The 26,331-nt window shown below is 67.7% G+C and carries 26 protein-coding genes; 9 read left to right on the forward strand and 17 right to left on the reverse strand.

The features are described 5' to 3' along the window. Position 1 precedes the first annotated feature (1 nt). Both msuE and ASF26_RS02655 read right to left on the reverse strand, forming a co-directional pair. Positions 2 to 625: an FMN reductase gene (gene msuE, locus ASF26_RS02650; protein WP_056249122.1), complete on the reverse strand. Its 624-nt coding sequence runs from the start codon at positions 623 to 625 to the stop codon at positions 2 to 4. A 301-nt stretch (positions 626 to 926) separates the two neighbouring features. Further along, the gene (locus ASF26_RS02655; RefSeq protein ID WP_244475794.1) at positions 927 to 2,000 is read right to left on the reverse strand and encodes an HD domain-containing phosphohydrolase; all 1,074 of its coding nucleotides are present in this window, start codon (positions 1,998 to 2,000) and stop codon (positions 927 to 929) included. A gap of 346 nt (positions 2,001 to 2,346) precedes the next feature. Between ASF26_RS02655 and ASF26_RS02660 the strand changes: the two genes are divergently transcribed. The 6 genes from ASF26_RS02660 (at position 2,347) to ASF26_RS02685 (ending at position 7,299) form a co-directional block, all read left to right on the forward strand. Continuing rightward, entirely contained in the window at positions 2,347 to 2,898 is a 552-nt protein-coding gene (locus ASF26_RS02660; RefSeq protein WP_056249127.1) for a SiaB family protein kinase, read from the forward strand. Positions 2,899 to 2,911: 13 nt separating this feature from the next. After that, positions 2,912 to 3,307, forward strand: a complete 396-nt coding sequence (locus tag ASF26_RS02665) for a DUF1987 domain-containing protein (RefSeq protein WP_056249130.1) — start codon at positions 2,912 to 2,914, stop codon at positions 3,305 to 3,307. Positions 3,308 to 3,312: 5 nt separating this feature from the next. After that, on the forward strand, positions 3,313 to 4,170 hold the full coding sequence (locus tag ASF26_RS02670; protein WP_056249133.1) for a GGDEF domain-containing protein: 858 nt from the start codon (positions 3,313 to 3,315) through the stop codon (positions 4,168 to 4,170). Beyond that, positions 4,167 to 5,849: a SpoIIE family protein phosphatase gene (locus ASF26_RS02675; protein ID WP_056249135.1), complete on the forward strand. Its 1,683-nt coding sequence runs from the start codon at positions 4,167 to 4,169 to the stop codon at positions 5,847 to 5,849. Before ASF26_RS02670 ends, ASF26_RS02675 begins: the two co-directional genes overlap by 4 nt. Before the next feature lie 222 nt (positions 5,850 to 6,071). Further along, positions 6,072 to 6,335, forward strand: a complete 264-nt coding sequence (locus ASF26_RS02680; protein WP_056249792.1) for a hypothetical protein — start codon at positions 6,072 to 6,074, stop codon at positions 6,333 to 6,335. Positions 6,336 to 6,360: 25 nt separating this feature from the next. Then, positions 6,361 to 7,299 carry an ABC transporter ATP-binding protein gene (locus ASF26_RS02685; protein ID WP_056249137.1) on the forward strand — a complete coding sequence of 313 codons (939 nt, stop codon included), beginning with the start codon at positions 6,361 to 6,363 and terminating at the stop codon, positions 7,297 to 7,299. A 45-nt stretch (positions 7,300 to 7,344) separates the two neighbouring features. Here ASF26_RS02685 and ASF26_RS02690 read toward each other — a convergent pair whose 3' ends face one another. From ASF26_RS02690 to ASF26_RS02750, 13 genes are all read right to left on the reverse strand, one after another. Then, positions 7,345 to 10,800, reverse strand: a complete 3,456-nt coding sequence (locus ASF26_RS02690) for an SbcC/MukB-like Walker B domain-containing protein (RefSeq protein ID WP_056249140.1) — start codon at positions 10,798 to 10,800, stop codon at positions 7,345 to 7,347. Between the two features lie 211 nt (positions 10,801 to 11,011). Further along, positions 11,012 to 11,647, reverse strand: coding sequence for a DUF4194 domain-containing protein (locus ASF26_RS02695; protein ID WP_056249143.1), 636 nt, complete (start codon positions 11,645 to 11,647; stop codon positions 11,012 to 11,014). A gap of 91 nt (positions 11,648 to 11,738) precedes the next feature. Continuing rightward, complete coding sequence (locus tag ASF26_RS02700) at positions 11,739 to 12,005, reverse strand: hypothetical protein (RefSeq protein WP_018046029.1); 267 nt, start codon at positions 12,003 to 12,005, stop codon at positions 11,739 to 11,741. Positions 12,006 to 12,156: 151 nt separating this feature from the next. Continuing rightward, on the reverse strand, positions 12,157 to 13,569 hold the full coding sequence (locus ASF26_RS02705; RefSeq protein WP_056249146.1) for a Wadjet anti-phage system protein JetA family protein: 1,413 nt from the start codon (positions 13,567 to 13,569) through the stop codon (positions 12,157 to 12,159). 136 nt (positions 13,570 to 13,705) lie between these two features. After that, positions 13,706 to 13,999, reverse strand: a complete 294-nt coding sequence (locus tag ASF26_RS02710; RefSeq protein WP_056249795.1) for a hypothetical protein — start codon at positions 13,997 to 13,999, stop codon at positions 13,706 to 13,708. A gap of 44 nt (positions 14,000 to 14,043) precedes the next feature. After that, positions 14,044 to 14,511: a PTS IIA-like nitrogen regulatory protein PtsN gene (gene ptsN, locus ASF26_RS02715; protein ID WP_056249149.1), complete on the reverse strand. Its 468-nt coding sequence runs from the start codon at positions 14,509 to 14,511 to the stop codon at positions 14,044 to 14,046. Positions 14,512 to 14,634: 123 nt separating this feature from the next. After that, a complete protein-coding gene (raiA, locus tag ASF26_RS02720; protein ID WP_026176326.1) occupies positions 14,635 to 15,246 on the reverse strand; it encodes a ribosome-associated translation inhibitor RaiA in 612 nt (203 codons plus the stop codon). 156 nt (positions 15,247 to 15,402) lie between these two features. Next, positions 15,403 to 16,950: an RNA polymerase factor sigma-54 gene (gene rpoN, locus ASF26_RS02725; protein WP_082477500.1), complete on the reverse strand. Its 1,548-nt coding sequence runs from the start codon at positions 16,948 to 16,950 to the stop codon at positions 15,403 to 15,405. Between the two features lie 400 nt (positions 16,951 to 17,350). Then, positions 17,351 to 18,244 carry an LPS export ABC transporter ATP-binding protein gene (gene lptB / locus ASF26_RS02730; RefSeq protein ID WP_244475795.1) on the reverse strand — a complete coding sequence of 298 codons (894 nt, stop codon included), beginning with the start codon at positions 18,242 to 18,244 and terminating at the stop codon, positions 17,351 to 17,353. Next, entirely contained in the window at positions 18,241 to 18,981 is a 741-nt protein-coding gene (locus ASF26_RS02735; protein WP_082477483.1) for an LptA/OstA family protein, read from the reverse strand. The genes lptB and ASF26_RS02735 overlap by 4 nt, the downstream gene beginning before the upstream one ends. After that, complete coding sequence (locus ASF26_RS02740; RefSeq protein ID WP_056249155.1) at positions 18,978 to 19,742, reverse strand: hypothetical protein; 765 nt, start codon at positions 19,740 to 19,742, stop codon at positions 18,978 to 18,980. Before ASF26_RS02740 ends, ASF26_RS02735 begins: the two co-directional genes overlap by 4 nt. A 291-nt stretch (positions 19,743 to 20,033) precedes the next feature. Continuing rightward, positions 20,034 to 20,660 carry a ribonuclease D gene (locus tag ASF26_RS02745; RefSeq protein ID WP_056249158.1) on the reverse strand — a complete coding sequence of 209 codons (627 nt, stop codon included), beginning with the start codon at positions 20,658 to 20,660 and terminating at the stop codon, positions 20,034 to 20,036. A gap of 107 nt (positions 20,661 to 20,767) precedes the next feature. Then, complete coding sequence (locus ASF26_RS02750) at positions 20,768 to 21,148, reverse strand: helix-hairpin-helix domain-containing protein (RefSeq protein ID WP_056249161.1); 381 nt, start codon at positions 21,146 to 21,148, stop codon at positions 20,768 to 20,770. 326 nt (positions 21,149 to 21,474) lie between these two features. On the opposite strand from ASF26_RS02750, the gene rpmF reads away from it, so the two are divergent. Beyond that, positions 21,475 to 21,663 (forward strand): 50S ribosomal protein L32, encoded by a 189-nt coding sequence (rpmF, locus tag ASF26_RS02755; RefSeq protein WP_018046018.1) that lies wholly within the window; start codon positions 21,475 to 21,477, stop codon positions 21,661 to 21,663. Between the two features lie 487 nt (positions 21,664 to 22,150). Here rpmF and phaR read toward each other — a convergent pair whose 3' ends face one another. Continuing rightward, positions 22,151 to 22,765, reverse strand: coding sequence for a polyhydroxyalkanoate synthesis repressor PhaR (phaR, locus tag ASF26_RS02765; RefSeq protein ID WP_056161148.1), 615 nt, complete (start codon positions 22,763 to 22,765; stop codon positions 22,151 to 22,153). Positions 22,766 to 23,091: 326 nt separating this feature from the next. On the opposite strand from phaR, the gene ASF26_RS02770 reads away from it, so the two are divergent. Both ASF26_RS02770 and phbB read left to right on the forward strand, forming a co-directional pair. After that, positions 23,092 to 24,273: an acetyl-CoA C-acetyltransferase gene (locus ASF26_RS02770; RefSeq protein WP_056143698.1), complete on the forward strand. Its 1,182-nt coding sequence runs from the start codon at positions 23,092 to 23,094 to the stop codon at positions 24,271 to 24,273. A gap of 226 nt (positions 24,274 to 24,499) precedes the next feature. Further along, positions 24,500 to 25,228: an acetoacetyl-CoA reductase gene (phbB, locus tag ASF26_RS02775; protein ID WP_026176322.1), complete on the forward strand. Its 729-nt coding sequence runs from the start codon at positions 24,500 to 24,502 to the stop codon at positions 25,226 to 25,228. A 96-nt stretch (positions 25,229 to 25,324) separates the two neighbouring features. Here phbB and ASF26_RS02780 read toward each other — a convergent pair whose 3' ends face one another. Next, on the reverse strand, positions 25,325 to 26,233 hold the full coding sequence (locus ASF26_RS02780; protein ID WP_056249164.1) for a peptidylprolyl isomerase: 909 nt from the start codon (positions 26,231 to 26,233) through the stop codon (positions 25,325 to 25,327). Between the last annotated feature and the right edge of the window lie 98 nt (positions 26,234 to 26,331).

Raw genomic sequence — 26,331 nt, forward strand, 5'->3', positions numbered from 1 at the left:
GCTAGCGACTCGGCGCGGCGAAGGCGGCGGCCGGCGCCGTGTCGAGGGAGGCGGACGGCTTCGCCCGTGCCCCTAGCAGTGCGGCGAGCTGGCTCGCCGCGTCGGACACCCGCGCCCGCACGCCCTCATCGACGAGGACACCGTCGGAGAAATCCGCGTCGCTGCCATAGACCGAGGTCGGGACGGTCTGCGCGCTGAAGAAGCCGAAGAGGGGCCGCAGGGAATGCTCGACGACGAGGGCGTGTCGCGCGCCCCCGCCCGTGGCCGAGAGCACGACGGGCTTGCCCACGAGAGCCGTCGGATCGACGAAGTCGAACAGGTGCTTGAACAGGCCGGTATAGGCACCCTTGTAGACCGGCGTTCCAACGATGAGCGCGTCCGCGTTCTCGATCGCCTCCAGGATGCGCCGAGCGGGAAGCGAGAGCTGGTCGCGCGACCAAGCGGCGCCGAGGCCGGTCCCGGCATCGACCACGTCGAACAGGCGGATGTCGGCGCGCAGTCGCGCACCGGTCGCCTCGGCCACCGCCTCGACCAGCGCCCGCGTCTTCGAGGGGCGCTGCAGATTGGCGCTGAAGCCGACGATGCGCGGAAGCGGGCCTGGAAAAGAGCTGCCTTGAAGAGACATTGAGCGCCTACCGATCGGGTACGGGAATGCGCCGGGGACTTTGATCCGAACGCGCCGTCCGGTCGTGGAATGCCCCTCGGCACCGTTACCGAAATGTGATCCCAGCGGCGATCCGGGTCAACGAAACGGGCTTTTAAAAGAACGGGGCGTGGGAGATCGGTCTTCGGCAAGACGTCCCCGTAGGAGATGAAACTTTCGACTTGGCAATTTCATGCAGAATCACGAGCGATCGACGGGGCCAACCTGGAAGAACTCTCCCCGTGAACCGGACGCGGTTCGGTAAACCGAACGCCCCGAGTCGTTAGACCAGTGCGTCGCCATGGCTCGATTGCAGGACGATGGGCTGGAAGGCCCGCAGGAGCGGCATGTCGAGCTTGCCGGTCATGCCGAGCATGATCGCATGGGCCTCGGCATGCGGGAGCGGATTGCGATAGGCCCGCCGCTCGGTGAGGGCCGAATGGATGTCGCAGATCGTCACGAGGCGGACGAGATCCGGAATCGCATCGCCGGAGAGGCCGGCCGGGTAGCCGCTGCCGTCGAGCATCTCGTGATGATGCCGGACCACGTCGAGCATGGCGGCATCGAACCCCTCCTGCCGGGCGAGCAAGTCTGCACCGGCGGCGGCATGCGTGCGCATGGTCGCCATCTCGTTCGAGGTCAGCGCGCCGGGCTTGTTGAGGATGGCCAGAGGAATCTTCGATTTGCCGATATCGTGCAGCAACGCGGCTTTGGCGAGACGCTTCCGGTCGGCCCGGGGAAGCTTGAGGTGGAAGCCGAAGGCCGCGGCGAAGCCGGCGACGCTGAGGGAGTGCTGGTAGAGCAGTTCGTCGTAGCGTCCGATCACGTCGAGCCACGCGCGGATGCCCCCCTCGGAGACGGCCTCCAGAATGACGTCGGTTCCCGCATCGGCCTCCTCCGAGGAGACCGGCCGATCGGTTTGCGCCGCATGGAACAGGTCCGCCACCACGGAGCAGGCGCGGTGCGCCCTGCCCTCCAATGCGGCGGTCTCGCGGGCGTGACGCGTGCGCAACTTCTCGCCGGCATCGATGAGGCTGAACAGGAGGGAGAGAATGGTCGGGCGCGGGGTATCGGCCGCCGTGACGCGCAGGGCCGGATTCGCCCTGTCCGGGATGTGGGCGGACGCATTCGTGAGAACGAGGCAGGGTACGTGCATTGCCAGGAGACGGACCACCCAGGCCGCCGCTACGCCGTCACGGGGATCCAGATCGATGACGGCGACGACGGGGAGGATGGCGGGAACCGACTGGTCCCCGAGAACGCTGCGGCAGGGCAGGATGGTGGTGATGGCGCGCGCCAGCAGTCTCACCCGGTCCGGTCGATCCGATACGATGAGGACGGACTTGTCTTGTGTCACGATCCGATCCGCTTCAGACCGGCAAGGTCTGGGTTCGTGCCCAAACACAGGCGCGCTCGCGAGGTTTACAGAAACAAATCCCTATAAATTGTTTCTTTTCGCAGAACGAACCCGACGCCGTCGGATCTATCATCGACACCTTGGACCGAGATAGTTCTCCTGTCGGAACCATGGCGCGGTGTCGTCCAATCCTGTCGTCCTGGTTAACCGGATGGAACGGAATTTGCTCGCACTCCGCTGGATTCCGAGGCGGTAACTGTCTGTAGAGGCCTTTGAGTTAGTGCTGTCGGGCAGTGAAGGCGGGCGCTCACCGCGCGGCACCTTCCGCCATCGGGAGGAGGATGCTGTGCTCGCGCGGGACTTCAAATCCTTCTTCGAGACCTCGAAGCGTAACGGTATCATCCTGTCGTTCGGCGGCGACATCTCGGAGAACGTCCTGTTTTCCCTCGGCGAAGTTCTGAAGCTTCGGATGATCCAGGGTGAGACGGACGCGACCATCGCCAAGCGGGTGTTCTCGATCTTCGTCGAGCAGGCCCAGAACATTATTCGTTACTCGGCCGACAAGCTCCCCGGGGACACGGCGTCCTGCGGCATGATCAGTGCGGGGATGATCGTGGTCGGCGTCGAGAACGCACGCTTCTTCGTCGTGTGCGGCAACGAGGTCCCCAAGGCCGATGCCGCCGTTCTGCATGAGCGATTGGATCACATTGCCGGCATGTCCAGCGAAGAACTCAAGCGTTTCTACCGCGAGAAGCTGCGCCAGCCCCCCGACGAGGGCAGCCTCGGCGGGAGCATCGGCCTGATCGAGATCGCCCGCCGCTCGAGTGCTCCCGTGGAGTTCGATTTTCACGATCTCGGCGACGAGCGCAGTCTGTTCTGCCTCAAAGCCTATATCTGACGGCGCCCCGGCGATGGACCGCATTCAAATCCCGGCGACCGCCCGATCCCCCGAGGTGGATTTCGACTTCGCAGCCGGCCGTTTCAGGCTGAGCGGCGAATCGTATCCGGAGGATGCCGCGGCTTTCTTCGGCCCCCTGCTCCAGGCCCTGCGGTCCTACCTCGCCCTGTCGGGTCCGGAACCGATCGTGTTCGAGGTCGCCCTCGTCTATTTCAACAGTTCCAGCGCCAAGGGACTGATGAACCTGTTCATGCCCCTCGAGGACGCCGCCGGCGAAGGTCGAGGCGTGACCATCCGCTGGCTCTACGCCGAGGGCGACGAGACCATCGCCGAGGCCGGGGAGGATTTCGCCTCCGACTTTTCCCATGCACGCTTCGATCTCGTCGAGACCTCGCAGGCGGGGAACTGACACGGATGAAGGTCAAGCCCGGGATCGTTCCGCCGACCGACCATCCCCCCGTCGGCGGCGACGCGTTCAGTTTGTACGATACCGAGGAAGCGGTCCTGGGGAAGACCGATGGGATGCTGGCGGGGCTCGCGCAGGTCGCGGGCGGCGTCCAGCAACTCGCCGAAGCCTACCGGCGCAGTTATCGCGAGCAGCGCCGCCTCGTGAGGATGAGCGACCGGATGCAGCTCGACCTGCAGAAGGCGAATCACCGCCTCGCCGAGCAGCAACGCGACCTGCAGGCCCTCAACGAGGCGCTGTCCGGCGAGATCGAGCATCGGACCCGTCTCGAAGCGAAGCTGAGGCACCTGGCCGATACCGACGACCTCACCGGCGCGGTGAGCCGTCGCCGCTTCATGGAGATCAGCCAGCGTGAATGGCTGCGATACGAGCGCGACCGGATTCCCGCCTGCCTCCTCATGGCGGATCTCGACAGGTTCAAGCGCCTCAACGACGAGTTCGGCCACGCCGCCGGAGACGCGGCCCTCGCCAGCTTCGTCGAGACCTGCCAGAGGCGCCTGCGCAAGGTGGACGTGATCGGCCGCATGGGCGGCGAGGAGTTCGCGATTCTGCTCACCGAGATCGGGGCCGATGCCGGACTCGCAGTCGCCGAAGACATCTGCCGCCTCGTCGGGGAAACCGGCGTGGCGTGGCCCGGAGGACCGCTGGCGCTCTCAGTCAGCATCGGCATCGCCGCCATCGAGGGAACCGAGACCTTCGAGCAGACCCTGGGCCGGGCCGATGCCGCGCTCTATGCGGCCAAACATGCCGGACGGGGCTGTGTCCGCCCGTCCCGCGGCCCGTCCGCGGACGGACCGCCGCCATGACGTTCGATCCTGCGGCCGAGGGGGCAACGCCCGCCGTCGCCTCCCCCACCCGCAAGCGCTCCTTAAGGGGAGGCGGTCCCCTGCGCGGCGACGACTTCCTGGAACTGGCCGGTTTCACCGACGTGTCCACATCCGCGCCCGGTACGATGCGGCCGGGCGCCCTGCGCGGTTCGGCCCGCGGGCGCGACCTCGACAGTCTGGCGCATACCCTGTTCCTGCGAATCTACCCGGTGATCGCCATCGTGGTGCTGGCGACGCAGGTCGGTATCGCCTGGGTGAACTACAACGACAGTCTCAGGCTCTATACCGAACGGGCGAACCTTCTCGTCGCCCTCACCGCCCAGGCCATCGCCCGACCCGATTGGAGCGAGCGGCCGGACGTCTACACGGCGCAGGTCCAGGCCCTCACCCTCGATCCGGCGTTCCGCTTCGTCCGTGCCTGGAACGTGGAGGGCGGCCTGGTGATGTCCATCGGTGAGATGCCGGGGGGACGCGGCATCGAGCTCATCCGCGCCTCCACCGCCATCACCCTGGCGGGCCAGGCGAAGCCCGTGGGAAGCCTGACGCTGGGACTCTCCACCGAAGCCCTGCGCGCCAATGCCGAGAAGCAGGCGCTCCTGGCGGTCGGGGCGAGCCTGGTGCTGATGCTCGCCTTCGTGCTGACCCTGCATGCCAACGTGCGCAAGCACGTCCTCGCCCCCCTGAAGCGCCTGCTGCTCGCCATGCGCGAGGTCGAGCACAAGCGCTGGTCGACGGTGGCGTTCGACGGCGCCATACGTTCCAGCAACGAGATCGACGTGATCTCCTCGGCCTTCAACCGCATGGTGGAGGGCCTGCGCGCCGGCGACGAGGCGAAGCAACTCCTCGCCGAACTCGAACTCGCCCATGCCAAGCTCGCCGACGCCAACCACCAGGTCATGGAGAGCATCGGCTACGCCCGTCGCATCCAGACCTCCGTCCTGCCCGACCGGATGGCGCTGGCCGGTGCGGGACTCGACGTCGCCGTGCTGTGGGAGCCGCTGCATCAGGTCGGCGGCGACTATTTCTGGCTCGAACGCCTCGGTGACGTGAGCATCATCGTCGTGGCCGATTGCACCGGCCACGGCGTACCAGGCGCCTTCATCACACTCATCGTCGCCACCGCCCTCGACCGCGTGCTGCACGAGCGCGGCCTGCGCTCGCCGGCCGAGATCCTGACTGTCCTCGACGAGATGGTCCGCGCCCAGCTGCGCCAGGACGGGCGCGGTTCGGATTCCGATGACGGGCTCGATTGCGGCCTGTGCATCTGGGCCCCGGAGGCCCGGCGCCTGACCTTCGCCGGCGCCGGCCTGTCGCTCACCACCGTCACGGATACGGGAGTGAGCCGGATCAGGGGGGCGAAGCGGGGACTCGGTTATCCGCGCCAGGGGAGCGAGAGGTTCAGCACCGGGAACGTCACCCTGGATGTGGCGCCGGGCGACACCTTCTACCTGATGACCGACGGCATCACCGACCAGATGGGTACCCACGGTACGCAGCGGCGATTGCTCGGGTATCGCGGCGTCGCGGAGATCCTCCTGCGCACCCGCGGGGAGGAACTGGGCCGGCAGATCGAGACACTGGAAACCGAGCTGGCCGCCTATCGCGGCTCCGAGACACCCCGGGACGACATGACCCTGGTCGCATTCCGGCCGACATGACAGACGTGACCCGCTGCACCGTGACCGAAACGATCGTCGCCCGGTGCGCTGGCACACGCAAAGCTGCATGACAATTCGGCACTATAACCACCTGCCATTCGAGAAATCGCATCGCAACGCCTCAACCTTGCCGTCATGATAGACGAAGAGGGCTGGTAATCGGGGCGTGGTCTTCGTTTGCCTCTGCTGCGTTTCTACACATTCGAAAAGTCGAGATCGATCATGACACGCTTCCTTGCCGCGTCCGTCTGTCTGGGCCTGCTCGTCACCATGCCCGTCCAGGCGCAGCCCTCCACCACGGCGCAGCAGCCGGCCCCCAAGCGCATGACCACCGCCATGGGTGTGACGAAGCCGCCGACCTCCACCTTCAACCGGGCTTCCACCGAAGGCGACATGCTCAAGGCGCAGAAGGTCTCCGCTGCCCGCGACAAGGCCTGGGACCGGAAGATGCGGACCACGATGGGCTCGATCTGCCTCGGCTGCTGAGGCCCGAGCCCGCGAGGCTCGGTCGATGATCCGGTTCGAGGGCGCCTCCCGCCGCTTTGCCGGCGCGGATCGACCGGCGGTCGACGGGATCGACCTCAACATCGCGGAAGGCACGACCTGCGTTCTCATCGGCCCCTCCGGCTGCGGCAAATCCACCACCCTGCGCATGGTCAACCGGCTCGTGGAGCCGGATGCCGGGCGCATCCTCCTCGACGGTCGCGACGTGGCGGAGATCGATCCGGTGCGGCTGCGCCGCGGCATCGGCTACGTCCTGCAGGGCATCGGCCTGTTCCCCCACCGGACCGTCGCCGAGAACGTCGCCACCGTGCCAAAGCTGTCGGGCTGGTCTCGCTCCCGGATCGCGGATCGCGTGGACGAGATGCTCACCCTCGTCGGCCTCGATCCGCGGGACCACTGCGACCGGAGGCCGGACGAACTCTCCGGCGGTCAGCGCCAGCGCGTCGGCGTCGCCCGCGCCCTGGCGGCGGACCCTGCCGTCCTCCTCATGGACGAACCCTTCGGGGCCGTGGATCCTATTGCGCGTAGCCGGCTACAGATCGAGATCGGCGCAATCCTTCGCCGGCTCAATAAGACCGTCATCATCGTCACCCACGATATCGACGAGGCGATGCGGATGGGTGATCGCGTCGTGCTGATGCGCGAAGGCCGGATCGTCCAGGCCGACACGCCAGACCGCCTCCTGGTCGCCCCCGCCGACGCCTTCGTGGAGAGCTTCGTCGGCGAGGACCGTGCTCTGCGGCGTCTCACGCTGACGCAAGCGGGTGTCGTCGCGGTTCCGGGTGAGGCCGCGGATGCGCCGTCCGTCACTGCCGAGACATCGCTGAAGGACGCCCTGGCGCTGCTTCTCTCCACCGGCGCCGATCACCTCGCGGTGACGGGGAGCGGTGCCCCTGCCATCCTGACTCTTGCCGCGATCCGGGACGCCGCGTCGCGGCGGACCTGATCGCGCCTTCGCCAAGGCCGAGCGCATTGAGGGAGAGCCACCCCCTCACTCCGCCGCGTCGGAGACCTGGAACGTCTCGATTCCCTGTCGTTCCGGGTTGATGGCCGCGAGGGCGCGCTTGGCCGTCTCCAGCGGATGCTCGGCTTCGATCCGCACCGAGGTCAGGTCCGGGCTCTTGTAGACGGTAACGATGGTGTCCATCACCTCGGTGAGCGTCGTGCGCTTATCCTCCGGGGCGGCGATGAGGAGTTGCAGCCCCCAGGCCTGATAGAGATCGACCAGGGCCTGCGAGTTGCGCACGTCGAGCTTGGAGAAGGCCTCGTCGAGGAGACAGAGGCCGAGGCCCGGATTCTCGTCGCCGGGCCGGTCGCCGGGGTAATAGGCCGAGGCGAGCGAGGCGGCGATGGCCACGTAGAACGGCGCCTGCGCCTCGCCGCCCGAGCCGCGCAGGGCCCGGTTCGACATGGTGGTGCGGTTGCCCGCCTTGTCGCGCATGCCGATCTCGTAGACGAAATAGTTGCGGTAATCGGCGAGCCGCGCCGCGCTCTCGTCGCCGGCGATCAGGGCGGTGATCTCCTCGATGGCGGCGGCGAGCGGACCCGAAGGCGCTTCCTCGCCTTCCCCCGGCAGAATCGCCTGCGCCGCGTCGGCCGAGCGAGCCACCTCGGTGGCGAGGGCATGCACGGCAGCATAGCGGCGGTCGACGGTGGCCTCGAACGCGTAGGTCTGGCCGGTGAAGGTCTGTGTGGAGAGACGCTCGTTCAGGGCGTCGAGGCGGGTGCGGACCCGCTCGAACTTGTCGGCGAGGCGCGTCAGCAGGTCCTCGGTCATGAGGCGGCGCATCTCGCCCTCTGCCCGCACCGCCTGGTCGCGATAGCGCCGCAACTCGTGGCCGGCCACCTCGTCATGGGCGCGGGCGACCCAGGAAAAACCGAAGGAGGCCGGGGCGTCGCCATTGCCGAGCGGGTTCTCGATCCGCCATTGCACGCAATATTCGGCGAGATCGCGCTCGGCGGCACGGCCTTGCGTGCGCGCCGTCTCCATCGCCTCGCGGGCGGCGCCGCGCGCCGCATTGGCCAAGGCCGCCAGTTCCTTCGACTCCAGGCCCGCGGCGTCGGCGCGCGCCTTAGCCACTGCCAGCGGATCGAACCCGTCCGGCCGGACGAGTCGGATGCGGACGGAATCGCCGGCGATCCAGCGCGCGTGGGCGCTGCGCCTCGCCTGGAGCGCGCCGCGTATCGCCTCCCGCGCGGTGGTGACCTTTGCCTTCAGCCCCGCTTCCTCGCCGAGCAGCGCGTCGCGCTTGGGCTCCAGCACCTGGACCAGCTCCGTGAGATAGGCCGAGCGCTCCTTGGCGAGTTCCTTGATCTCGGCCTCCAGCGCGCCGGTATCCGCCTTCTCCACGGCCTCGCGCTCGGTGGTGAGGCTGCGCCGGCGCCCTTCCATGGCGTCGGCCTCCTGGCGAAGGGAGACGATGTCGAGATTCGCTTCTGCGAGGCGGACCCGAAGCATGGCGGCGATGCGGGCGGCCTCGCGCAGCACGCCCGCCTCGCCGCGCAGGCGCCGCGCCTCGGCCACGGCGCGCTCCAGGTTCTGCCGTCCCTCCGCCGTGGGGCCGCGGCTGCCCCGCGTCATCATCAACTGGACCGGCCGCACCACGGAATAGGCCATGCCCGAGGTGGAGCGGCCGCTCGGCGCCACCGCGCGGCTCATATGGGCGAGGGCCGCGTCGTTCGGGGCGAGATCGTAGCCCCCGAGACGCGCGGCGAGGAAGGCCTGGGCGTGAGGATCGCGGGTCTCGATGAGCGAGATCGGCCCTTCGTCGTCGCGCCCGCCCCGGCGCCGGGCGGTGTCCGTGGTCTTGACCAGCAGGCAGCGGTAGAACTGGCTCTTGCGGGCTTCGAGATGGGCAAAGGCTTCGTTCAGCCTGTCCGGCTCCACCACCAGGGCCTCGCGGGCGCCGCCGAGCAGGCCCTCCAGGGCCGGCCCCCATTTCGGATCGGTGATCTCGGCGAGCTCGCAAATCGGCGTGGCCTCGATCCCGAGCCGAGCGAGTTCGTCGCGGAAGCCCGCCGTGTCGGAAGAGAGGCGGGCGCCGCCCGTCCGCCCGGTGCCGATCTCGGCCGAGAGGACCTGCGCCTCCTTCTCCTGGGCCCGCGCGCGCAGGGCCATATCCTCGGCGGCAGTGTCGAGGGGCGTGGCGATGTCGGGCAGGGCCACGAGCATCTCGATCAGGCCGCCGAGGGGGCCGTCGATGCGCAGGGATTCCTCGGGGGGCGCCTCGCGGCGCAGGCCGGAGCGCGCGCAGGCGGCCACGATCCGGGCGGCGTCGGGATCGATCCGCTGAATCTCGGAGAACAGGGTGTTGAGCTTGCCCGCCTCCTGCACCATCCCCACGAGGTCGGCGACGCGGGCGGAGAGGTCGCGCTTGTCGCGCGCCAGCATGGCGAGGCCGGCATTGGAGGCGGCGAGCCGCCCCTCGCCCTGGCTCCCGGCGAGCATCGCCTTCTTGCCGGCGATCTCCCCGTCGATCTCGCGCACGAACCCCTGGCTGGTGGCCACACTCTCGCGGGCGATGCGCAGGCGCTCGGCCACCTCGCCGAGCCTGGAGCGGGCGGTCGCGTAATCGAGGATGCGCCGGCGCAGATCGGCGCCGGCGGCGCGCAGATCGTCGAGGGCGGCCGAGAGGCTGGCCTCGGCCCAGGTCTCGTAGCGCTTCAGGATGCGCCCGAGATGCGTGAGTCGGCGCTCCAACTCCTCGATCGTCTCCAGCAAGCGGCGCCAGTTCTCCACCGACTGGCGGATGCGGGCAACGTCCAGGGGCTCCGGTTCGAGCACGAAGGAGCGCACGAAGGCGGAGGAATCGAAGATCGGCTTGAACGCCACGGCGTTGGAGAAGGTGCGCAGGAAATGCCGTGGCTCCGGACTCGACGCCCCCTCGCGCATCAGCGCCAGCAATTCGGCGGTGAAGCGCTCGCCCGACGAGCGGAATTCCTCGAACCGGTCGGCCTGGATGCGCAGGTCCTTGGCGATCTCCGGCCAGGGCGCGACGAAGCTGCCCTCTGCGGTCTCGCGGACGTAATCGGCGATCTCGAAGCGGTGGCCGACCGCGATGAAGCGCGACAGCGTGGTCTCGCGGCTGTCCTCGGCACGGGCCGCCAAAGCGAGGCCCACCGAGACGACGCGGCCGGTGGTCTCGTTCTCGAAGACCAGGACGATCAGGGTCTCGCAGGCCTCGCGGGTCGGGCGTCCGCCCTCGGCCGGGTCGCTGATCCAGCCGAGGCAGTAATCGCGGACCGTGCGGGCGCTACGCCCTGAGGCGGAGGCGTTGAGGGCGAGGCGGCTGGCATTGTTGCCGGCCAGCACCGTTCCAACGGCATCAAAGATCGTCGATTTGCCGGCGCCCGTCGGCCCCACCAGGGCAGCCGCCCCCCGGATGCGGATCTGCTCGCGCCGGATCAGGTACCAGTTGGAGAGGACGATGTCGGTGAGGCGGTACACCGGTCGGGCGGCTCCCTGCGGGGCGTGTCGGTCGCCCGGCATGGACGCCGTCGGCTCGCGATGCAAGTCGGGTCGCAGCGTCACCTCCTATAGGGGCGGGACGGTCCGTCCCCGCGCACCGGAATGTTTTCATGTGAAATCTTTTATTAAGCAGCACCGATCCCGCCCGAAGGCCGGCATCGGGGCGTTCGCCCGCCCCGGCGACCCGCTGTCAGCCGTCGTCGTCGAGGCGCGCCGCGGCCCAGGCGCGGACCTGTTCCATCCAGGCATCGGGCGAGAGCACGGCGATGCCCGGTAGCAGCATCAGCGGCGTGATTTTCTCGGCCTTGTCGCGCTCCCCCAGGCGCAGGGCACCCTTGCGGGCGAAGAGGCGGAGGATTTCAGTGAGGCGCGCCTCCTCCGGCGCCTCGCTCCGGGCAGCGGTGCGGATCGATTCGGCGATGTCGTCGGTGGTGCATTCCACCACGCCGTCGGTGGTGACGCGGTGCGCGCGCAGCCCCTCCTCGTAGGCGAGACGCAAGGCGAGCAGGACGAGGGTCTCGTCCTTGCGCAGGCGCTCGGCCTGGCCGTCATGGCGCACCCCGTCCGGGGGCACGCGCAGGAACACCATCTGGTCGCGGGGCGAGACCTCGAATCCGTAGCCGAGGCAGGCGAAGTAACTCTTGAAAAAGGGCGCGTAGTGCCGGGCGATCTCGTAAGAGCGCCCGATGCCGGGGGTATCGGAATAGACGCACTGACTCTTGAGCAGCACTTGGAGCGCCCGCGTCAGATCCTCCCCGGACGGTGCCCGCGTCCCCGGAGGCGGAGGCTCGTCACCGTCGACGATGGCGCGGAAGGCCTCGATCATCCCGACAATCCATGAAGCGCTGAGGCGGAACACCCGTCCCGCCGTGGCGCCTCGTTACCCGGATCGCGGTCTTTTCACAAAGGCCCGGCGTTCATGCCGCCTGCTGAGTCGCCTTGAACAGCGAGAGGCATTGGGTATCACGGTGCATGCTCAGGATCGAGGCGCGGTCGATGGACGGGTTCTCGGCGAGCACGCGCTGGACCTCCGCCACGACCCGGTCGTAGCGGGAGGGGTCGAAGTTCCGTTCCAGCGGACTGACGGCGATGTAGGTCTCGACCACGAGCACGCGCTCGGATCTCTCCTTGCCAACCTCGACCGCGATCCAGGCCGACTTGATCAAGCATTTCCCGGACGTCATCGACACATCTCCCAATATTCCCGCATCTCCGGCGGGTCTTCGGCAAGCATGATCCTCCTTCCAACGTCTGCCAAGTCCGGAAACATCAATGTGATCGGGCGGTGATCAAAGATCGCCACCAATTGCGGGCCGATGCCGGACCCGTCGCCGCTCATGCGCCGCGCGGGCGAACCGATACGGGGCGGACCGCCGGGTTTCGTCGCTCCACCAGGAAGTCCGGGCAGTCGAGCCAGCCGTTGGAAACGCGGCCCTCGACCCGCGAGAGGCGGTAGCGCGTGGTCAGGATACCGTCGAACAGCACGTCGATCTCGCGCAGGCGCTGGAACACCACGAACTCGTCCACATCCGCCACCACGATCTCGGAACCCCGGACGGCGGGGCTCGCCCCAAGCTTGCGCTCGACGAAGGCGATGACGCGCTCAGGCGTCACCATCACCCGCTGGCGGAAGGCGTCCTTGGCCAGGATGAAGGCCTCGATGGCAGGGTCGAGATGGATCTCCGGCAGCGGCTCGGACAGGATCGCCGCGCGCCGCATGCGGGGGGTGTAGAGATGCGGCTCGCCGATGGGCGGACGCAGGAGCGAGACCTCGGCGGAGGGAGCGGTCTCCGACCATTCGGCGGCGCCTACGGCCCGCAACGCCGCGGCGGTACGCTCGATCCGGTCGGAATCGCGATGGTCGGTGTAGCGCAGGGCCGCCGCGATCCGGCGCTCCAGGCGTGCCACGATGTCGGCCACGGCGTCGAGATGCCGGTCGAGCCCCTCGAAGATCGACAGGATCTCGGCGAGATCCGCCCGCACCGCCCGCTCGGCCAGGGACAGCTCGGGCGCCCTCCCCTCGCGCAGCCCCGCTTCGGAGAGCGCCCGCAGGGTGAGGTCGTCGCGCAGGGCGCGGCCCGCCTCGCGGACGATGCCGGAGCGGAAGCGGAACGGGTTCAGGCGCGTGTGCAGGGTGCGGTAGTCGCTGACGAGATGGCGCGCCACGAACTCCTCGAAATAGAGGCGGAACGCGACGCCCTGGTCTTCCTCGCGCAGGATCCGCTCCTCGATCTTGCGCATCGAGCCGGCGAGGCTGCGCAGATGCCCGAGGAAGGCGCGCGAGGCCTTGGCTGCGTTGACCAGGGCCTCCGAACGTTCGGCCGGGTTGGCCACCGCGCTCTCCAGGCTACCCAGTACCTCCAGCACCGCGCCGCCATAGGAGCGGGTCTCGCCCCGGTCGAGACGGGCGAGTTCCTCAATGACGAGGCGGGCATCCGGATCGAAATCGACCACCGGCACGTAGCGCTCGCGCCGTTCCACCAGCCAGCCGGCGTCGAGAAGCCGCCGGTAGACCGCCGAGCGTCGCTCCACCGGATCGACTGGCGTCGCCTCGTCGTCGGCGATCTCGCCCTGGGACCAGTCGGCGGAGAAATCACCGATGGAGGCGAGCAGTTCGCTCTTGCGCAGAGGTTCGGTGGTCTCGGCGAACACCCTGGCATGCAGATGCAGCAGCAGGGCCGCGTTGAAGGCCCGGCTCGGCGAGGCAAGCGGCTTGAACAGATCGTCGGGGAGGCGAGTAAACAGCATGGCGGCGCGGATGAAGACAGCCAGCGCCGCAGGCCGGAGTCAATCGACCGGCCGTAACGGCCTGTGTGCCGACCGCCCACTTACCTTGCAGCATCGGCGCGTCTGAAAACCGGTTCCGGCCATTCGGGCCGACACACTACAGCCCGCGGCAGCGCGTCCGGATGATGCCGGAGAAATCCTTCTCGGAGGTCTGCACCTCGGCGAGCTTGGCGGCGCGCTCGGCCCCGGATAGGCAGCGGCCGTAGACGCTGGCGACCCGGCGCATGGTCTCCACGTGGCGGCGCCAGACCCGGCAGCGGTTGGCATCATCGCCATCCGCCTGCTCGAGCTGGTCGATGGCCTGACGCTGCATCGAGTTGGCCACGAGCACGTCGCGGGCGCAGGTCACGTCGGCCCGCACCGGCGTGAGCGACAGGACGATCCCCGCCATCGCGGCCGCCACCGGCGCCCACTTCGCCTTCACGTCCATCAGGATCATGCCGCCTCGGATTTCGTAGGCTGGGTCAGGAGCGCATAGAGGGCGCTGGCATCCCTCGCGGCCCGGATCCGGTCGAGAACTCCCGGCTCGCGCAGGAGCCGCGCCACCTGCGCCAGGGCCTTGAGATGCTCCGCGCCCGCGCCCTCCGGAGCGAGGAGAAGGAAGGCGATGTCGATCGGCTGACCGTCGAGGGATTCGAAATCCACCGGCCGCTCCAGCCGTGCGACGAGGCCGAACAGCCGGTCGAGGCCTGGAAGCTTGCCGTGGGGAATGGCGACGCCGTCGCCGATGCCCGTGGAGCCGAGGCGCTCGCGCTGCAGGAGAGTCTCGAACACTTCACGCTCGTCGAGAGCGGGAAGCTGGCGCACCGCATGGGTGCTTAATTCCTGGAGGATCTGCTTCTTCGCGCGAGCGCGCAGAGAGGTCACCACGGAATCCGGACTGAGGAATTCCAGAATCGGCATGAAGGACCATCGCCCCATCGGCGGCGACCCACCGGCCCCCGCTCGTCTACATTAGCGCTGCGGATACGTGGTCCCCACGCATCCCGAGGCGGCCGATGGTCGGCACGCGGCCGGCAGAGCGCGTTAAGCTGCCGCCTCCGGCGGATCCACCCAACCGATCGCTCCGTCACTGCGGCGGTATACGACGTTGATGCGGCCGGTACCAGCGTGAACGAACACGATCACCGGTGCCCCCGTGAGATCGAGGGCGGTGACCGCCTCGCTCACCGAGTGGCGCTTGAGCGCCCTGGTGCTCTCGGCGACCACGGGCGGATGCGCCTCCTCGTCCTCGGCGAGATCGTCGTCGATCACGTCCTCCTCCGCGTCGCTCGGCGCGGCGAAGACGGCGTAGGCCGCCTGGACGGTGGCGCCCTCATGCAGGGCGGCGCCATGATCCTTGAGCCGGTGCTTGTAGCGCCGCAAGCGCTTCTCGAGCTTGTCCGCCGTCTGCTCGAAGCTCGAATGCGCGTCGTGCGAAGCGGCGGACGCTTCGAGCGTCAGGCCCGAGACGAGATGAAGCACACAATCGGTACGGTAGGCCGTCCCATCCCGTCGAAGCGTCACATGGCCGGAACAGGTGCCGTTCATGTGGCTGTCGAGATATTTCGACAAGGTGGCGGCCATTCGCTCTTCGACACGCCCGCGAAGGGCTTCGCCGAGGTCCAGGCCGTGGCCTGTGACGCGCAATGACCCCATGTATCCTCCGGTTTTGTTGCGTTCGGGAGGCAAGTAAAGGAGCCCCGGGAGGAGAAGTCAACGGAATGGCGAGCCGGCATTGCACGGGAGGTGACAGGCGGAAGAGCCTGAAGCTTTCCCCGGCGGGCAGACGTCATCCGCAGAACGCGGCAACCCTCAGCGGGCGTAGGCGAAATGCTCGCGGCGGCGCTCGATGGACGAGGGGATGCGCAGGGATTCCCGATATTTCGCCACGGTGCGGCGGGCGATGTCGATGCCCTCGTCGCGGAGCTTCTGCACCAGAGCGTCGTCCGAGAGCACGTCGCCGGTCGCCTCGCCGTCCACGAGCTGCTTGATGCGGTGGCGCACCGCCTCGGAGGAATGCGAAGCCGTGCCCGCCGCCCCCGGAATGGCGGCGGTGAAGAAGTACTTCATCTCCAGGGTGCCCCGGCTGGTGCCGATGGATTTGTTGGAGGTGACCCGCGACACGGTAGATTCGTGCATGCCGATGGCCTCGGCGACCGTCTTGAGGTTGAGGGGGCGCAGATGCGCCACGCCGTTCACGAAGAAGGCGTCCTGTTGGCGGACGATCTCCGAGGCGACCTTGAGGATGGTACGCGCCCGCTGCTCCAGGCTGCGGGTGAGCCAGTTGGCGGTCTGCAGGCATTCGGACAGGAACGCCTTGTCGCCCTCGGCCGCCGCCCCGCGCGAGACGCGGGCATAGTAGCTCTGGTTCACCAGAACGCGCGGCAGCGCCTCGGCATTGAGCTCCACCAGCCAGGAGCCGTCGGAGGCCGCCCGGACGAACACGTCGGGGATCAGCACCTCCACGGCGCGCGAGCCGAAGGCCCGCCCGGGCTTCGGGTCGAGGCGGCGCAGTTCGGCCAGCATGTCGACGAGATCCTCGTCGTCGACGCCGCAGAGCCGGCGCAGGCTCGGGAAGTCGCGCTTGGCCACGAGGTCGAGGCGGGAGACCAGGGCCTGCATCGCCGGATCGAACCGGTCGCGCTCGCGCAGCTGCAGGCTCAGACATTCGGCGAGATCGCGGGCGGCGATGCCCGGCGGGTCGAAGGTCTGGATCAGCTTGAGCACCCGCGCCACGGAATCGAGGCTGGCACCGAGGCGCTCGGCCACCTCGTCGATGGATTCGCGCATGTAGCCGGCATCGTCCACCGCATCGATGAGGAAGCCGGCGATCAGCCTGTCGCCGGCATCGCGGGTGGCGAGGTCGAGTTGCGCGCTGAGATGCTCGCGCAGGGAGACCTCCGAGGTCAGGGTCGCCTCGAAATCCGGCGCCTCGCCGTCGAAGCTGCCGCCGGTATTGCCGTAGGGCGCCGGGGTCAAGCTGAGCATGTCGCCCGAGACTGCCTCGCGGGCATGGCTCGGATTCTCGTCGGAGAAGACGTTGTCGAGGCGGGTGTCGAGGACGCTTTCCATCTCGGCGCTGCTGGCCGTGAGTTCGGTCGACATCCAATTGTCGGGCTCGGCCGAGTCGAACTCGCCATCCCCGTCGCCCGCGGCCTCCGGGGCCACCTCGCCGTTCGCGCGGTCACCGTCCGGCTCGCCCTCGACGCGCTCCAAGAGCGGATTGCGCTCCAGTTCGGCATCCACATAGGTGGCGAGATCGATCTGGGAGAGCTGAAGGAGCTTGATCGCCTGGAGAAGCTGTGGCGTCATCACCAGGGCTTGGCCCTGACGCATTTCCAGTCGCTGCAGCAAGCTCATGGTGTGACCCGACGCCTTCAGGTGAGCCCAGCCGAAGGCGCGCACAGAACCCTACGCCGCTCGGCATGAATGTTGCTTCTTTTTATCTTCGCCTAGGTCTATCGCCATCTTGCGCCGGCGTCAAAGCGCCATGCGCGCGATTTCCACCGCGATGCTGCGGCGCACCATCGGACCCGACGCGCCTGGGGCTGACGGATGCGCCCCATGGTCACGCAACTGCCTCGTACCAAAGAGAAATTAGATTCCCCAACCGCGGGCATGCGCGGAGGACCAGCCAAAAGACATGCACAAAACGCATGCATTTTTTGAGCGTCAGGTAACGTGGCGAGAAAATAGGCAGCCGAGAATGCGGGCAGCCCGGTCGGGAGCGTGATTCGCGGACTCGGATCGAGCCGGTGGCCTAAAGCCGGAACCCCTCGCCGAGATAAAGGCGCCGTGCATCCTCATTGGCGACGATCTCCTCCGGCGTGCCCTCGGTGAGGATGCGGCCGGAATGGGCGATATAGGCGCGGTCGATAAGGCCGAGGGTCTCCCGGACGTTGTGATCGGTGATGAGCACACCGATGCCGCGCTGCTTCAGGTGCTTCACCAGATCCTGGATGTCGCCCACCGCGATGGGGTCGATGCCGGCGAAGGGTTCGTCGAGGAGCATGAAGCTCGGTGATGTCGCCAGGGCGCGGGCGATCTCGCAGCGACGCCGCTCGCCGCCCGACAGCGCGATCGAAGGCGCCTTGCGCAGACGCGCGATGTCGAATTCCTCGAGCAGCGAATCGAGCTTGCGCTCGCGCTCCTTTCGGCTGGGCTCCACCACTTCGAGCACGGCGCGGATGTTGTCCTCCACCGACAGGCCACGGAAGATCGAGGCTTCCTGCGGCAGGTAGCCGATGCCGAGACGCGCACGCTGATACATCGGCAGGTGGGTGATCGGCAGTCCGTCGAGACTGATCGAGCCGCGATCCGCCGAGACGAGGCCGGTGATCATGTAGAAGATCGTGGTCTTGCCCGCGCCGTTGGGGCCGAGCAGGCCCACGGCCTCGCCGTTGCGCACGGTCAGCCCGGCCTCGTGCACCACCGTGCGCGCGCCGTAGCTCTTGCGCAGCCCTTCCACGTGGAGGATGCCCGGACCGCCGCCACTCCCGGACAAGCCCGCCTCACCACCCGCCGCCCGCCCCTTGCCGCGGCGAAAGAGGCGCGACAGGAGGGAGGGCGCGCGCACGGCGCCTGCAGAAGCGGCATCGGCGATCCGCGAGCTGATCGGGTCTGGCGCCGGGGCCGCCGGCAGGGCGGAGGTCAATTGGCCTGCGCTCTCGGCTTGGCGGAGGGCTTCTCCGCGCCCGCCTCAGAAGGTTTCGGCGCGGGCTTGCCCGCGGCACTCGCGGGCTGGGCGCACCCCTTGGCTCCACCCTTGGCGGCCTCTTCCTTCTGCGGCACGAACATCGCCGAGACACGGCCGCCGGCCACCGGGTCCATGTTCGCCCGGCCGGTATTCATGTCGTAGACGAGGCGACTGCCCCGGGTAACGTTCTGGCACTGGCTCAGCACGACGTTGCCGGTGAGCACGATGCGCTTGGCCTCCTGGTCGAACACGGCGTTGTCGCCGGTGGCGACTTGGTCGTTCTGCACCACGGTGACGGGGCCGGCGCATTCCACCTTCTGGATGCCGTTCTCCGCCATGCCAGCCGGCGATTTGGCACCATCGGCGGCAGGCGCGGGCGCCCCCGGCTTGGCATCCTTGCCGCGCTTGTAATGCACCGTCATCGTCGAGCAGCGGATGGTGCTGTCGCCCTGCACAGCCACGACGTTGCCGGCGAAGATCGCCTTGTTCTCGCGGTCGAACACGTCGAGCCGGTCCGCGTCGATCTTGACCGGTTCCTTGCCCCCGCTGGCGCCGAAGGTGCTCCCCGGCGCGGTCGGCTTGGTCGCCTTCGCGGCGGGCGCCGGAGACGTGCCGGACGGAATCTGCGCCATCGCGCTCCCTGCCGCGAGGAGGCTGCAGAGGGCGAGGGTGGAGATCAGCGCGGAACGGCTCATCGGCGTGCCTCCCCATCCTGCGGCTCGGCGGCGGAGGTGAGGATGCGCGGCAATTTCACATCGGGCTTGATCTCGGATCCGGCGTTCTCGGCTTTGTCCGATCCGTGGAACACCGCATGGACATTGCCGACGAAGGAGATGACGCGACCGTTATCGACCATGTCGAGACCGTCGGAGGCCACCGTCCCTGTGGGAAGCGTCACGGCGACGGCCTGGTCGGACTTCACCGTACCGGCCTTGAAGTCGATGGCGGCGGTCAGGAGGCGGATGTCCTCGCCCTTGTCGGTCCACAACTTGATGTCGCGTTCGAGGGACAGGGTCTCGCGTGCCGAATCGAACAGACCCGAGGCGGCCTCCATATGGGCGAGCCCGCCCGAATCGTCGGTGACGAGATGGCCCTTCATGGCCTGGAGTTCGATCAGCGTGGGCTTGCGCACGTCCTGGAAGGCGGCCGTGGCGATGACCTCGTAGCCCCGGTTGTCCTTCCGGAAACCGGAGAGGCGCGGGTTCTCCATCTTCACCTTGGTCCCCGACAGGGTGACCGGCCCCATGGTGACGGCCGGCAGGGCGCTGCCGAACGGGTTGAACAGCGTCACCACGGCGAGGGCGACGACCGCGGCTCCGGCCGAGAGGGGAATGAGACGACGCAGGTAGCGCACCTGCGTGCTGTGGTTGCGAGCCCGCGCATGGGCACGGTGACGGCGCGCATCCGCGCCCGATCCCGTCGTCCCTGTCGCATCGATGGCCTCGACCCCGTGCATGGTGATGATCCGAGCCGCTCCGCCTGACCGATCCGATGGGACACCGGCAGGTTGCGCCCCGCAACATGCCACGTCTCGCCCATCATGTGCTGAACCGTGGGAACCCGCTTACCCCATGGCCTAGCGCCGGATGCGCGCGGCCGATGGCGAAGTTGTGGCCGTGCCGGAACCTTATGGGCGGAGCATTGAGGAATCATCAACTGGGCGGGATCGCCACGGCATGATCGATGTGCGCCGCCGCACCGTCCCCGGCATACCCTCCATACCGGCCGCGATGGTCTCGCGCGCCGATCAGGTATGGGCGAAGATGTCGGTCTCGGCCCAGCCTTCGAGATCGAGGAGGGAGCGGGTGGGCAGGAACTCGAAACAGCGCCGTGCGAGATCCGTGCGTCCCTCGCGGTCGAGCATCGCGTCGAGGCGGGCGCGCGCCGCATGCAGATGCAGCACGTCGGAGGCGGCATAGTCCACCTGCGCCTGGCTTAGCGACTCGGCGCCCCAATCGGAGGATTGCTGCTGTTTCGACAGGTCGACGCCCACGAGTTCGCGGACCACGTCCTTGAGGCCGTGCCGGTCGGTATAGGTGCGGGCGAGCTTGGAGGCGACCTTGGTGCAATAGACCGGCTCCGGCATCACGCCGAAGGCCTTGTAGAGCACGGCGAGGTCGAACCGGGCGAAATGGAAGATCTTGGTCACCGACGGATCGGCCAGTACGCGCTTAAGCGTTTCGGGCGGGCTCGATCCGGGCACGATCTGAACCACGTCGGCACTGCCGTCGCCGCGCGAGATCTGGACGACGCAGAGTCGGTCCCGATGCGGATTGAGACCCAGCGTCTCGGTGTCGATGGCGATGGCGGTGCCCGGCACGTAATCGGCCGGGAGATCACCGCGATGGACGCGGATGATGGGCTGGGGAGGCATCTGGCTTGTGTCTTCCGGCGGGAACCGTGGTCTTGGGCCGCGTAACACCGTGCCTCCCGGCGAACAACCCGGCACCGGAACGGCGCCGGGCAGCCCAAGCCGAAGGGTTACTTCTGCTTGGCGATGACTTTGTCCTTGATCCCGTCATAGACGCCCTGGGTGAGGATCTTCTTCGACACGAGCTGATCCTTGCCGTGATAGGGGCGGCCCTTGACGATCGCGGCCGAGCGCGCCGCACCGATGCCGGGCAGAGCCTCGAGTTCGGCGGGCGAGGCGCTGTTCAGATCGATGAGATCGGTCTTGGCCGCCGGCGCGACGGGAGCGGCGGGCTTGTCCGCCGTCGGCTTGGCCGGGGCGGCCGGAGCCGTGGGCGCCTTCGGTGCGACGGTGGAAGGAGTGGAGGTCGAGGGGCTCGGCGCCTGGGCGAGGGCGGGAGCCGCCGCGAGGCAGCCCAGCACGGCCAGGGTGCGGAGCAGAGATGTAGTCATGCGAGATGAAGTCACGGCAATCTCCCGAGATGCGGCGGCGCAGTCTTCGTTGAGGCGTCTCCGTATTCGCAGGTAGGACACGACGGTTGAACCGGCGCTTAACGAGACTTCACGGCCTCGCGAGCCCCGCCGCGAACCGGGGCCGGCTGCCCCTTCGCGGATCGATCCGCCATTTTCGGAAGTCCGGCCTCGGGCGGCTCTAGCCAGGCGGCCGATCTGCCGCTATACAGCCGCCATCGAATCTCCGTTTGAACACGGTGCCGAGGTTGCCTCTTCCCTCGCGGGGCGGCGCCCGTGCACCCTTTTTGTCGTAGCAGGACTACCCCATGGCCGTTCCGAAGCGAAAGACCTCCCCCTCGCGGCGCGGCATGCGCCGGTCCGCCGACGCCCTCAAGGCCCCGACCTATGTCGCCGACAAGGATTCGGGCGAGCTGCGTCGTCCCCACCACATCGATCTGAAGACCGGCATGTATCGCGGTCGCCAGGTCCTCAAGGTGAAGTCGGCCGAGGCCTGATCCTACGCGTCGTCGACGGTCCCGCCAGGGACCGGAACGAGACGATGTCTGCGAGAACCGCCTTCGGGCGGTTTTTTGCGTTATCCGCCTCGACGGATCATGCGCGGCGCCTGTTCGTCCCGATCCGCGTGGTCTCGGCGTAACGCGCCGTGGCCGAGCGCATGCGCTCTGTCCGAGAGGCGCGCATCGTCGGCTCGCAACTGACGAGAAGTTGGGTCAGGAACTCTGCGTTCGGCCTGCCATAGGCGTCACTCGCCTTGCGGGCCACCGTTTCACCGCCATCGACGACCACGAGCGTCCGCGCCGTGTCGCGGTCCCCCTCGGGGACGCCGCGTCCCGTTATGGTACGCTTTCCCGTGCCGGTTTGTGCCACCCGCTGCCCTTCCGCCTGTTACTGGCGGAAAAGCGCAATGGGTGGGCCGATGTTAACGGTTCGTCAGCACTCTCTCAGGACGCGGTCGGAGGACCCGTCGCCGATGTCGCCGGCCTACTTCTTGGCGAGGTCTTCCAGGCGATTGCGCATTTCCGCCATCTGCCGCTTCAACTCGTCGAGGTCGCTATCGGGCGCGGCCACCGGGGTCGCAGGCTGGGACGGCGTCGGCGCGGACGCGGAGGACTTCATGCCGGAGAGCGGCCCGGTGCCGAAGGTCGTGAACATCTTCATGGCATCGCCGAAGAAGCTCATGTTGGCCCGCACCTGCTCCTCCATGGCACTCTGGAACACCTTGGGAGCGAAGCTCTGGTTCATCTTCTCGCGCAGGCCGTCCTGGTCTCGGGCGAAATTGGCCATGGAGAATTCGAGAAAGCTCGGCACCATCGTCCGCATGCTGTCGCCGTAGAAGCGGATGAGCTGGCGCAGGAAGGCCACCGGCAGCAGATTGTCGTCGCCGGCCTTGTTCTCCTGCTCGAAGATGATCTGCGTGAGCACGGAGCGGGTGATGTCGTCGCCCGAGCGGGCGTCGTAGACGAGGAAATCCTCGCCGTTCTGGACCATCGTCGAGAGGTCCTCGAGCGTGACGTAGGTCGAGGTTCCGGTATGATACAGTCGCCGGTTCGCGTATTTCTTGATGACGGTCTGCTGAGACTTACCGTTGTCCGCCATCCTCGTGGCCTTTCCCGACACGTTCATTCCAGCGCCCAATCCCTTCGAGGCCCGATGCGCCGTCCGGGTATCATTCGTATTTGCGCGTGAGCAGACCTTAAGGCTTTCGCCCGCTGACGAAAACAGCAATTTGACCCCGATCCCCGCAGAATAGTGCCACACGCCGCGCGGCGCCTCCGGTGACAAACGCCGGCCGGTCACTCGCCGACCTTCCGCACGCGCTTGACTTCACCCTGCCCAGCGCTTTCATCGCCTGAGTTGGCCTCAAGCGCGCATGCCCATCAGAGGGCTTCAACGTCGCGCCGGCCCTCAAGAGGAGAACGTCAATGGCAGCGGAAGACATCGTCATCGTCGGAGCGGCGCGGACCGCAGTGGGTTCGTTCGGAGGTGCCTTCAACACCGTCCCGGCCCATGAACTCGGCGCCGTCGCCATCAAGGCCGCCCTGGAGCGTGCCGGCGTCTCTCCCGACGACGTGGACGAAGTGATCTTCGGCCAGGTCCTCACCGCCGGCGCCGGCCAGAACCCGGCCCGCCAGGCCGCCATCAAGGCCGGTATCCCGGAGAAGGCCACCGCCTGGGGCGTCAATCAGGTCTGCGGCTCGGGCCTGCGCACGGTCGCTCTCGGCATGCAGCAGATCGCCAATGGCGACGCCACGGTCATCGTGGCCGGCGGCCAGGAATCGATGTCGCTCTCCCCCCACGCGCAGTACCTGCGCGGCGGCCAGAAGATGGGCGACGTGAAGCTCGTCGACACCATGATCAAGGACGGCCTCTGGGACGCCTTCAACGGCTACCACATGGGCACGACCGCCGAGAACGTGGCCCAGGCCTTCCAGCTCACCCGCGAGCAGCAGGACGAGTTCGCGACGAAGTCGCAGAACAAGGCCGAGGCCGCCCGCAAGGAAGGCCGCTTCAAGGACGAGATCGTCCCCGTCACCGTTCCGGGCCGCAAGGGCGACACCATCGTCGACACCGACGAGTACATCCGTGACGGCGCCACCATCGAGGCGATGGCCAAGCTCAAGCCCGCCTTCTCGAAGGACGGCACCGTGACGGCCGCCAACGCGTCCGGCCTCAACGACGGCGCTGCCGCCATCGTGCTCATGTCGGCCTCGGAAGCCGAGCGCCGGGGCATCACGCCGCTGGCCCGGATCGTGTCCTGGGCCACCGCCGGCGTCGATCCGAAGGTGATGGGCACGGGCCCGATCCCGGCCTCGCGCAAGGCGCTGGACAAGGCCGGCTGGAAGCCCTCCGACCTCGACCTGATCGAGGCCAACGAGGCCTTCGCCGCCCAGGCGCTGGCCGTGAACAAGGACATGGGTTGGGACACCGACAAGGTGAACGTCAATGGCGGCGCCATCGCCATCGGCCACCCGATCGGCGCGTCCGGCGCCCGCGTCCTCGTCACACTGCTGCACGAGCTCAAGCGTCGTGACGGCAAGAAGGGCCTCGCCACCCTCTGCATCGGCGGCGGCATGGGCGTCGCCATGTGCATCGAGCGCGTCTGAAGCCCCATCGGGCTCGATTGAATACAGTATAATTTCTGCGCTCGTGACAGATCTTGAAGGATGCCCGCAAACATTGGGGACATCGTCTTGGAGAATTCTTGAGGACGTAGCAAATTTAAATGGCATGGGCGGGCGGAGCCGATTGAGCTAAGCCCGCCCGCGCCGAGAATCTGCAAGAAATTGCATGACGCACGCCATCGAACATCAAAGAAAATTGGAGGAAGCCATGGCTCAGGAACGCATTGCCCTCGTCACGGGTGGAACGCGCGGCATCGGTGCCGCGATCTCGACGGGTCTCAAGGCCAAGGGCTACAAGGTCGCCGCCAATTACGGCGGTAACGACGAGGCGGCCAACGCCTTCAAGGCCGAGACCGGCATCCCGGTCTTCAAGTTCGACGTCGGCGACGCCGCCGCCTGCGAGGCCGGCATCAAGGCCGTCGAGGCCGAACTCGGCCCGATCGACATCCTGGTGAACAATGCCGGCATCACCCGCGACGGCGCGTTCCACAAGATGACCTTCGAGAAGTGGCAGGCGGTCATCAAGACCAACCTCGACTCGATGTTCACGGTCACCCGCCCGGTGATCGAGGGAATGCGCGCCCGCAACTTCGGCCGCATCATCCTGATCTCGTCGATCAACGGCCAGAAGGGCCAGGCCGGCCAGACCAACTACTCGGCCGCCAAGGCCGGCGTGATCGGTTTCGCCAAGGCGCTGGCCCAGGAGAGCGCCTCGAAGGGCATCACCGTCAACGTGATCGCGCCGGGCTACATCGCCACCGACATGGTGATGGCGGTGCCGGAGGACATCCGCAACAAGATCATCTCGACGATTCCCGTGGGACGCCTCGGCGAGGCCGCCGAGATCGCCCGCGCGGTGGAATACCTCGCGGCGGAAGATTCGGGCTTCATCACCGGTTCGACCCTGACGATCAACGGCGCCCAGTACATCGCCTGACGCCGCCTCGCGTCATCGACGGGAAGAAGGCCTGCCCCGGCGACGCGGCAGGCCTTCTTCGTTTTCGCAGAGCGTCCTGATTCAGGGAGCCGAACGTCAGGGAGCCTTGGGCGCCGCGGCGGGCGTGGCCGCATCGGTGCGCTCGATCTTGGCGCTTTCACGCAGCTTCAGGATGAGGTCCTGCTGCGACTTGCGGGTGAGGTACTGGTCCACCTGCTCCTTCATCTCGGCGAAGGTCGGCACCGGCTTGGTGCGCCGCTCCTCGACCTTGATCACGTGCCAGCCGAACTGCGTCTTGATCGGGTCGGAGACCTGGCCGACCGGCAGCTTGAACGCGGCCTCCGCAAAGGGGGCGACCATCCGCTCCTTGGTGAACCAGCCGAGATCGCCGCCCTCGGTCTTCGAGCCGGGATCCTTCGAGACCTCCGCGGCGATCTTGGAGAAGTCCTCGCCGCCCTTGATCCGGGCCGAAATCTTCTTGGCCTCCTCCTCGTTGTCCACGAGGATGTGGCGGGCATGGGCCTCCTCCTCCGGCTTCATCGTGGTGAGGGTCTGGTCGTAGAGGGCTTTGGCGGCCTCCGGCGTCACCGCCTTCTTCGCCTCGCGCTCCAGATACTCGTCGAGGAGGAGCTTGCTCTTGAAGTAAGCGAGCTTGCGCTGGAACTCGGGCGAGTCGCCGACTTTGGCTGCCTCTGCCGCCTGCGCGCCGACCTTGAGGTCGACCATGTAGTCGATGAGCAGGTTCTTCTTCTGGGCCTCGTCGACGCCGGGCAGCGAGAGCGCCGGGTCCTCGGCGGCGATGGCGAGGTCGCCCGCGGTGACCGGCGAGCCGTTCACTTTGGCCACAACCGTCTCGGGCGGCAGCGCCGCGGCGGCCGGGGCGGGAGCCGCAGCCGGGGCAGGCGTCTGCGCCAGGGCCCGCAGCGGCAAGGCCACGGAGGCGAAGGGCAGCGCAACGGCCAGCGCCAGGGCGCCCGAGCGCCGGAGAAGGAGAGGCGACGTCATCAATGGGGATTCCTCGAACAGGTGGATGCCGCGTCCACGAAGCTCTGTCCGGCCAGGTTGGAGACGTGGCAACAGCGAGCGGCGGGACGCCGTAGGCA

The organism is Methylobacterium sp. Leaf93, from assembly GCF_001422345.1.
In the GTDB taxonomy this organism is placed as follows: Bacteria; Pseudomonadota; Alphaproteobacteria; order Rhizobiales; family Beijerinckiaceae; genus Methylobacterium; species Methylobacterium bullatum.